Here is an 8,534-nt window from a genome sequence, read left to right on the forward strand (position 1 = left end):
CAGGTGGTCAACTACCTAATTTTCAGGGAAAAAGTACCTGAATTTTCCCCTCAATCACTCCAATGGTCGGCACTTTTTGAGGTCAAAAAAGTCTAAAAGTATTATCCAACAAGGTTTTTATATTTATTCAGCAAACCCTAAATAGGACTATAATTACCAGTTATTTAATTTATTCATCTTCCAAAATTAAAGAGACATAAACTATATTTTATGGTAGTTGAGTCATGATGGGTCGGGATAAAATAGTGTAATTACGCTTATGTTTACCTGACCAGAAATAGTCATTGTCCAGATGTCTAGTAACTGGTGTTTTTCCGATAAAACAGACTTCCTAGGGACTGAAACGAAACCCTTACTATTCGGTGCTTGCGAATTTTAAGAGGGTTTTTCAGAATCAGCATTTTTTAGGGAACCTACCCAAAAATACCCAAAAGAGGCACACAGCCCCCAGAGCGCGTTGATAAAAATGGGAAAACACGAGTTTTTAGCAAGCATAGTTCATTTAATTGTGCTAATCTCCAAAAAATAGCTATTTTTTTCACAATTTATTTAGAACTAATTTATTAGTAAAAAAAGATGTTAAAAAAGTCTTGATCGACTTGGGCTTTGTGGCTAGTATGTAAAGCATATAGCTTCTTCATTGGAGACACCTGAATGAAAGCCCTATTACTGTGGCCGCTGATGCCCAACTCCTTTTGGTCCTATCAAGAGACTTTAGATCTAGCCCGTTTAAGATCAACCAATCCGCCCCTGGGTTTAATTACGGTGGCAGCCCTGTTACCATCGGATTGGGAAATCCGGTTTGTTGATCGCAATGTCCGATTAGAAACGGCTTCCGATTGGGAGTGGTGCGATTTGGTCATCATCTCCGCCATGATCATTCAGAAAAAGGACTTTCAAGAATTGATTGCCAAAGGGTTGCAGTTGGGTAAAAAAGTGGCGGTGGGCGGGCCTTACCCCACCTCCTATCCAGAAGTTGCCCAAAAAGCTGGAGCAGATTACCTGATTCTGGATGAAGGAGAACTGACAATCCCTCTGTTCCTGGCAGCCCTAGAGCGGGGTGAACCGAGTGGTGTCTTTAGAGCCAGCGAGAAACCCGATGTCACCATGACACCGATCGCCCGCTATGATCTACTAGATCTGGATGCCTATCTGGCGATTACCGTGCAGTTTTCTCGCGGTTGCCCCTTTCAATGCGAATTTTGTGACATCATCAACCTCTATGGCCGCAAACCGCGCACCAAAACCCCAGAACAAATGTTGGCTGAGTTGGAGACGTTATATCAACTGGGCTGGAGGCGCTACATTTTTGTTGTCGATGACAACTTCATTGGCAATAAGCGGAATGCCAAGGTGTTTCTGCGGGAGTTGATCCCCTGGATGGAACAACACCAGTATCCCTTTAAACTGATTACGGAAGCTTCCCTTAATCTGGCCGAAGACAGTGAACTGATCGAGTTAATGGTCAAGGCCGGCTTTATGCTGGTGTTTATGGGGATTGAGACACCAGATACCGATAGCTTAATGGGCATTAACAAGGTTCAAAACACCCGCCAATCCCTGATCGAATCCTGTCACAAAATTACCCGCATGGGGCTGCAGATTATGTCTGGCTTCATTATCGGTTTTGACAATGAGAAACCTGGCGCAGGGCAGCGGATCAAAGATTTTATTATGGAGGCGAGTATTCCCCAGGGGCAGTTTAGCCTGCTCCAGGCACTGCAAAATACCGCCCTGTGGAATCGCCTGCAACGGGAAGGTCGTCTGGTGGATGGCATGGGCACTTTCCATCAGGGAGCCATGATGAACTTTGAGCCAACTCGCCCGGTGGAAGAGATTACCGAAGAATACATCGACGCTTTCTGGGAAATCTACGATCCTGTTAACTACCTGAAACGAACCTTCAACCATTTCATGATGATGGGGGGATGGCGCGGCAAATCGAACCGTAAATTAGATGGGCAACAGTGGCAATTGTTCCGTTCCTTGCTCTGGCGGCAGGGGATTGTCCGACCGACGCGGTTCCGTTTCTGGTGGCAACTGGCGGTGATTGCCTGGGTCAAACCCCGTCTGCTAGAAGAGTATCTAGCGACCCTAGGGATAGGTGAGCATTTTTTTGCCTATCGCTATGAAGTAAGAGAACAATTACTAAAACAACTAGCCGATTTGAAGCAACAGAAAGCAAGGGTAGCCCAGCTGGAAAAAACGCTCAAAAACTAGACAATAGCGCCGACGAACAGTCATTTATCCCTAAACAGCGCTCTTGAATCCTACCCCAAAGTAGAGCAACAAAAAGCGAGTGGGGTTGTTTTACTGTCAAGTCAGTTGACATACTCCCACCGTCAAGCTAGGCTGTGACGGGGGATTCTTTCCACATTGCTGTTAGAAATTCCTTGCTTCGACGAGACGGCTTAGATTCTCAATGTCTCCATTAAGAACCCAGAGACCCGACTCTCCCCCCCCAAAGGCTTGGATTGAGTGATAAAATTGGAAGTAATACCCGATGTCTCAAGTTAATTGGGCGAGGATTTCGTGGGAATTTATCTCAGTCATAATCTTACCAAAAGTAGCGGTCGGGGTGAATAGTGGTTTGACGTTGTTGGGAATTATATTCTAGCAGGTATTTTCTGGCGATTACTTCCTGTTCTTCTAATAAGAGTAGCTCATTTTGTCCAATTTCTGTATCGGTAGAGAGGAGGATGACTTGAGAGGAAGCGGCGGGAAAATAACGTTCAACTAAATTATGGCGATGGGAAGAATCTAAACGTCCGAGGGGTGTATCGATAGCGATGGGTAAATCTCGTCCGGAGACTCGCGCTAATCCCCACAAAAAAGCGATCGCTAATAGTTGTTTTTCTCCGGCAGAAAGACGGTGTTTAGGCACATTTTGTCCATCGGGGCCAAAGAGAGATAGACCAAAAGTATCAGCATCGATCGCTATTTTCTGCACCAGATCGGACTTATGCAATAAATAACGAAAACATTCCGCCACTTCTCCCTCTAATCTATTTAATTTTTTTAAAGTTAAGCGTTCCTTAAATACTTTTAAAGTTTGCTGTGCTTTGACAATAGCATTAACGATATGTTCGTTATTTTGCGATTCTAAAGCTTTCTCACTATAGGCAAATAATTCTTTTTTATTTTTCTCAATTTTCTTTTTAATTTCCTCGTAATTTTTGTGGCTTTGCTCGTATTCTGCTTGAGCATTTAGATAGTTTTTCTGAGCGGTTTTTAAGTTATTACTCAGGGTTTCGTATTCTTCGGGAGAGGCTGCTACTGCTAATTCTCGCTCTAAATTATCTAAGTCAGCTTCCAGATTTCTTAATTGTTCTATTGCTTGATGAGCGAGGTTAATTTGTGCCGGTAGTTGATGGGTTAAGACTCGATTTAATAACTCGATCGCCTCCTCGTCTAAATCTAAGTAAGAAGTAACCAAAGAATCGTTATCCTCAGCTAAAAACTTATTTTCTTGCTGTAAAAATTCTCTAATATTGTCTAATTGCTCTAAAGTTAAATTCAGTTGTTCTAAATAAGCAAGTAACTTTTTATCTCTGGATTCTAAAACCGATTGAGCGACTTGAGACGATTGAAATTTTAGCTCTTTTTCTCCCTGAATTTTAGCCGCTTCTAGGAGAGGAAAAATTAACTTTAATGGTAAAAATTCCCCCGCCAATTGACCTAAATATTCTCTCTGTTTATCTAACTTTTTATCTAAATCCTTTTTTCTGCTCTCTAATTGACTTCTTTCGGCGGCAATTTTGCCGCCATCAATGCGAAATTTATCCGAGACTGCATCAAAATCATTTCTAACTAAATCTAAATTTTTTTGTTGAGTTTCCATCTCTTGCCGAGCCAATTCTAAATCTTCTTGGTACTGGGCTAATTTTTTCTCAATAGCTTCAATAGTTGCCAGTTCATTTTCTGCTGCTAATAACCGGCGCTTGCGACTAGCTAAAATATCGAGATCAACTGCTAATCTTTCCGCTAATTCTAACCCTAATAAAGTCTGCATCGAATCCTTAACGCTGTCAGGAGGTACATCCTGTTCTGCCAATTCTTTTACCTGTTCCCCATCAAATAAAAAGAGGTTAGAAATACCCAAAGGTAATAAAGTTTCAATATATTCATCCCAAGTATTAGCTAAGGCAGGATCGGGCCAATCCTCATCTAAAATACCGAGGGTATCCTTACCATCTTTGGGCTGTTTTGTCCAGTATCTAACGATACGATATTGTCGCCATTGTTCATTAACTAGATGTTCAAAAGCCAATTCAATTCTCGCTTGATCGATGAGGGAAGCTTGATTATTAACTGCTTGACTGAGAAACTCGGCATAACTTAAATTATTGCGAGTAGAACACTTTGCCCGCGCACCGTACAAAGCCAAACGAATCGCATCCATTAAAGTAGTTTTACCGCCGCCATTCATGCCTCCCAAAAGGATAATCGGACAGGGATTGTTGTCTTTTTCGGGACGTAAATTAATCACTTGACGACCGGCGTAGGGACCGAAATTTTGCAAAACTAATTCAGTAAAAATCATTAACAGTCAGCCTTATTTAAGTCGAAAGTTTTAGGGAATCTCCTGTAAAAATTATACCTGAAAAAGTGCCGCAGATATTTTTTTACACCCAAGAGAAAAACCCCAGATTTTATACTATAGCATTGATCACCAGCGCTAGATATAATTAGGGTCTGCGGAAAAAACTCTAAGATCCCCCCGCCTGTCGGCACCCCCCTTATTAAGGGGGGCAGGGGGGATCGAGTGCAAAACCTATCTTCTATTTAATTGCAAACAGCTACTTAATTAAAGTCTGCTGATTTTTACTTTCTAGTTCATTACTGGGCATGAGCCTATTTTTTGAAAAAATCGTTATGATCGGCGTGAAAGTGCCAACACAGGGGAGAAAATTGCTATGATCACGATCGGCGAATATTTATGCCAGCGTCTCCATAATTTAGGGGTTAATCATGTTTTCGGGGTGCCGGGGGATTATGTCCTCGATTTGATGGATGTTTTGGTGGAAAGTCCGATCGAATTAGTTTGCACCTGTAATGAGCTTAACGCGGGTTATGCCGCCGATGCCTATGCGCGAGTCAAAGGTATGGGTGCTGTTTGTGTCACCTACGGAGTCGGGGGATTTAGCCTAGTTAATGCTGTGGTCGGTGCTTACGCTGAACGCGTTCCCCTGGTGGTAATTAGTGGGGCTTCCGATCGCTCGATTCGCCGGGATAATTTATTATTACACCACACCACGGGCGATTATAATCTGCAATTGTCCATCATGGAAAAAGTCACGGTTGCCTCGGTTATTCTCACTAATTCTGCCCAAGCAGCCAGTCAAATCGATCAAACTTTAACAGCTTGTTTGCATCACAAACGTCCCGTGTATATCGAAATTCCCCGGGATCTAGTCTATCGTCCCTGTATCCCCTCAGAAAAGCCAATTTATTTAACCGATAATCTCACGGATGCTGCCGCTTTAGAAGAAGCCATTGAAGAAGCGGCTTTTTTATTAGAAAAAGCGGAAAAACCAATTATTTTAGCAGGGGTAGAATTCCATCGGTTTAAACTCCAGGATAAGTTGCTGAAACTTTTAGAGGTAACGGGTTATCCCTTAGCCACCACTATTTTAGGTAAGTCGTCAATTTCGGAAATGCAGCCGCAATTTATCGGCACTTATGTGGGGGCATTAAGTCGCGAATACGTTAGTCAACGGGTGGAAAATGCCGATTGTGTCCTCTGTTTAGGGGCGATCATGTCCGATATGAATTTAGGCGGATTTACGGCTAATTTAAATCCCAATAATTTGATTAATGCCAATTCCGAGAAGATCAAGATTAAACATCACTTCTATCAACCAGTATTCCTAGGGGATTTTATCGAGGGTTTAATTAATAAGCTAAGTCACAAAGAAGCGGCTACACTAGAGATTAAACCTGCGGCCGAATTGAAGAATTTAGAATTCATCGCCGTGGCAGAGCAAAAATTAACTAATGCTCGTTTTTATGAGCGAATGAATCATTTTATCGCTCAAGAATCTTTTGTTATTTCTGATACAGGGGACGCAATTATTGCCACAATTGATTTATTAATGCCCCAAAAAACCGACTTTATCGGTCAAGCATTTTATCTCTCTATTGGTTATTCAATTCCCGCCTGTTTAGGAGTAGCTTTTGCCGCACCAAATACTCGTCCTATCGTCTTTGTGGGGGATGGTGCTTTTCAAATGACCGCCCAAGAACTTTCGACAATTATCCGTCACCATCTCAATCCAATTATCTTTTTAATTAATAACGACGGTTACACGATCGAGCGGGTAATTCAGGATAATATTTATAATGATCTACAACCGTGGAAATATCACCAATTACCAGCAGTATTTAACGGGGAAAGTTGGAGTTGTCAAGTCAGGACAGAAGGGGAATTAGAAAAGGCTTTATCGATTGCCCAGGGTAACATCGATCGCCTATCATTTATTGAAGTACATCTCGATCGTTTTGACTGTTCCCAAGGCTTAACTCGTTTAGGTCAAGCTTTACGTTCACCCCATGCCTAGACTGGTTATACTATTAGGTTTTGACTGTGTGAAGCTGCCCTAAGACACCAGACTGAAACTCTTTTGGCTCCCAAGAGTCAACAATTAAGATACAATCGGTATCTTAATCAAAGTTTGCTGGTGACAACCGCAACTAAAAACCCTATGAATGCTTTTTGGAAACAAATCACCCTATTGAACTTTTCGCCCGCTTCTTGGTCAAAATATAGCTATCTGCATCGTTTCGTCGGCCTTTTTAGTCAATGGCGACAGGGTAGCCAGTTTGTGCAGTGGACAGAAATGATGGGTGCGCTGTTAATCTCTCTTCTTATCGCCACTGCGCCGTTTTTATCCACCAGTCAAATCGGGTTTTTATTGTTAGCAATAGCGGGTTATTGGCTACTCTTAACCCTTGTGGATGAAGGCAAAATCGGGGTGACACCGATTCACATTTTAGTGCTTTTATACTGGGGAATTGCCACGGTTTCTACGGCTTTTTCTCCCGTTAAAACTGCAGCTTTGGAAGGATTAATTAAATTAACTCTCAATCTCATCTTTTTTGCCTTCACTGCCCGAATTATGCGCTCGCCACGCCTAACAAATTGGATTCTGACTACTTTAGTTTTAACCGCCTTAGCAGTCAGCGTTTACGGCATTCGTCAGCAAATTTTTGGTGCGGAACAGTTAGCAACTTGGAACGATCCCACTTCAGAATTAGCAGGGGATACTAGGGTTTATAGTTATCTCGGTAATCCTAATTTGTTAGCCAGTTATTTATTCCCTGGTATTGCTTTTAGCGGTGCGGCATTATTTGTGTGGCAGGGATGGCTACCGAAAATTTTAGCGGCTTTACTAACTTTAGCCAATGCCGCTTGTTTATTTTTTACCGAGAGTCGTGGCGGTTGGATTGGTTTGATGGTCTTAGGAATTGTCTTCTTATTGCTATTATTTTATTGGTTCAAAAGTTATCTACCGTTATTTTGGCAAACATGGCTTTTACCCTTAGTTTTAGGGGGTTTAGCCGTGGTGGTTTTAGGGGCGATTTTATTGGTGGAACCGCTGCGAATTCGGGTGATGAGTATTTTTGCGGGCCGGGAAGATAGTAGTAATAACTTTCGGATTAATGTTTGGGATGCAGTTATTCGCATGATTCAAACCTATCCACTTTTGGGCATCGGACCGGGTAATGATGCTTTTAAGAAAATTTACCCCCTATTCATGAAGCCAAAATACACGGCTTTAAGTGCCTATTCTGTGGTATTAGAAATCATGGTAGAAACGGGAATTATTGGTTTTACCTGTTTCCTCTGGTTATTAGTCACAACTATCGGCCAAGGCATCCATCAAATTAAACTTTTGCGCGATAAAATGGACAGTCAAGGCTTTTGGTTAATCGGGGCAATTGCCGCTATGGCTGGAATTCTTGCCCACGGTTTCTTTGATACAGTTTGGTATCGTCCCCAAGTTAGTACCCTCTGGTGGTTAGTTTTGGGTTTAATTGCTAGTCGTTGTTATTCCCCAGCTAGAGGTTTTGAGCGCGGCAATTCTCTCCTCTAGGGGGGCGAAATGGGGGAGCATTGAGGAGTTATTTCAAATTACGGATAGGACTGCTCTGAAGGGGATTTGAAGCTCGTGTAGGCGTAGGCGAGGGGGATTATTAAGAAAAATCACAAACCCCCTATCCTACCATCTCTCGGTGGCCAAAGCAAGAGATAATTGAGTTAGATCGTTTCCCAGTTTGTTCCGCGCTTGGCGCGATTTCCCAACTGCAATAACGAGAGTAAATCCCTGTGGCCGTTATAGAGACGAGGGAGGAAAATAATGGATCGTTCTCTTAAGTGGGCCGTTGCGATTGTCATCGGAAATTTTGGGTCTGAAACCCCGCCGTTCTAGGTTGGCTTTACGTTAGAATTAAAAGGCCAGTCTCGAAAACCAAGTGGACGGCGCAGCACCTTGAAAACTCGGCTTAGGGGGTTCCGACCAGAAAAGCTTGGC

4 protein-coding genes and 1 pseudogene are annotated in these 8,534 nt (G+C 42.6%); 3 read left to right on the forward strand and 2 right to left on the reverse strand.

What is annotated here, in order from left to right; genetic code table 11:
* Positions 1-654 precede the first annotated feature (654 nt).
* A complete protein-coding gene (locus O9332_RS04770; protein WP_288023959.1) occupies positions 655-2,220 on the forward strand; it encodes a B12-binding domain-containing radical SAM protein in 1,566 nt (521 codons plus the stop codon).
* 122 nt (positions 2,221-2,342) lie between these two features.
* Here the strand turns inward: O9332_RS04770 and O9332_RS04775 are convergent.
* Positions 2,343-2,457, reverse strand: a pseudogene (locus O9332_RS04775) (zinc ribbon domain-containing protein); the annotation flags it as partial.
* Positions 2,458-2,557: 100 nt separating this feature from the next.
* Entirely contained in the window at positions 2,558-4,543 is a 1,986-nt protein-coding gene (gene dndD / locus O9332_RS04780; RefSeq protein ID WP_288023961.1) for a DNA sulfur modification protein DndD, read from the reverse strand.
* A gap of 373 nt (positions 4,544-4,916) precedes the next feature.
* Here dndD and O9332_RS04785 point away from each other — a divergent pair, with 373 nt between their 5' ends.
* Positions 4,917-6,560 (forward strand): alpha-keto acid decarboxylase family protein, encoded by a 1,644-nt coding sequence (locus O9332_RS04785; RefSeq protein WP_002761119.1) that lies wholly within the window; start codon positions 4,917-4,919, stop codon positions 6,558-6,560.
* A 144-nt stretch (positions 6,561-6,704) separates the two neighbouring features.
* The gene (locus tag O9332_RS04790; RefSeq protein ID WP_288023965.1) at positions 6,705-8,096 is read left to right on the forward strand and encodes an IctB family putative bicarbonate transporter; all 1,392 of its coding nucleotides are present in this window, start codon (positions 6,705-6,707) and stop codon (positions 8,094-8,096) included.
* The last annotated feature ends 438 nt before the right edge of the window (positions 8,097-8,534 follow it).

Origin of the sequence: Microcystis sp. LE19-10.1B (assembly GCF_027530565.1) — a bacterium.
Lineage (GTDB): Bacteria > Cyanobacteriota > Cyanobacteriia > Cyanobacteriales > Microcystaceae > Microcystis > Microcystis aeruginosa.

What these genes read in the sequence shown, in the direction of transcription:
- O9332_RS04785 (WP_002761119.1), top strand. Translation starts at nt 4,917, where the DNA reads ATGATCACGATCGGCGAATATTTATGCCAGCGTCTCCATAATTTAGGG.
- dndD (WP_288023961.1), bottom strand. Translation starts at nt 4,543, where the DNA reads ATGATTTTTACTGAATTAGTTTTGCAAAATTTCGGTCCCTACGCCGGT.
- O9332_RS04790 (WP_288023965.1), top strand. Translation starts at nt 6,705, where the DNA reads ATGAATGCTTTTTGGAAACAAATCACCCTATTGAACTTTTCGCCCGCT.
- O9332_RS04770 (WP_288023959.1), top strand. Translation starts at nt 655, where the DNA reads ATGAAAGCCCTATTACTGTGGCCGCTGATGCCCAACTCCTTTTGGTCC.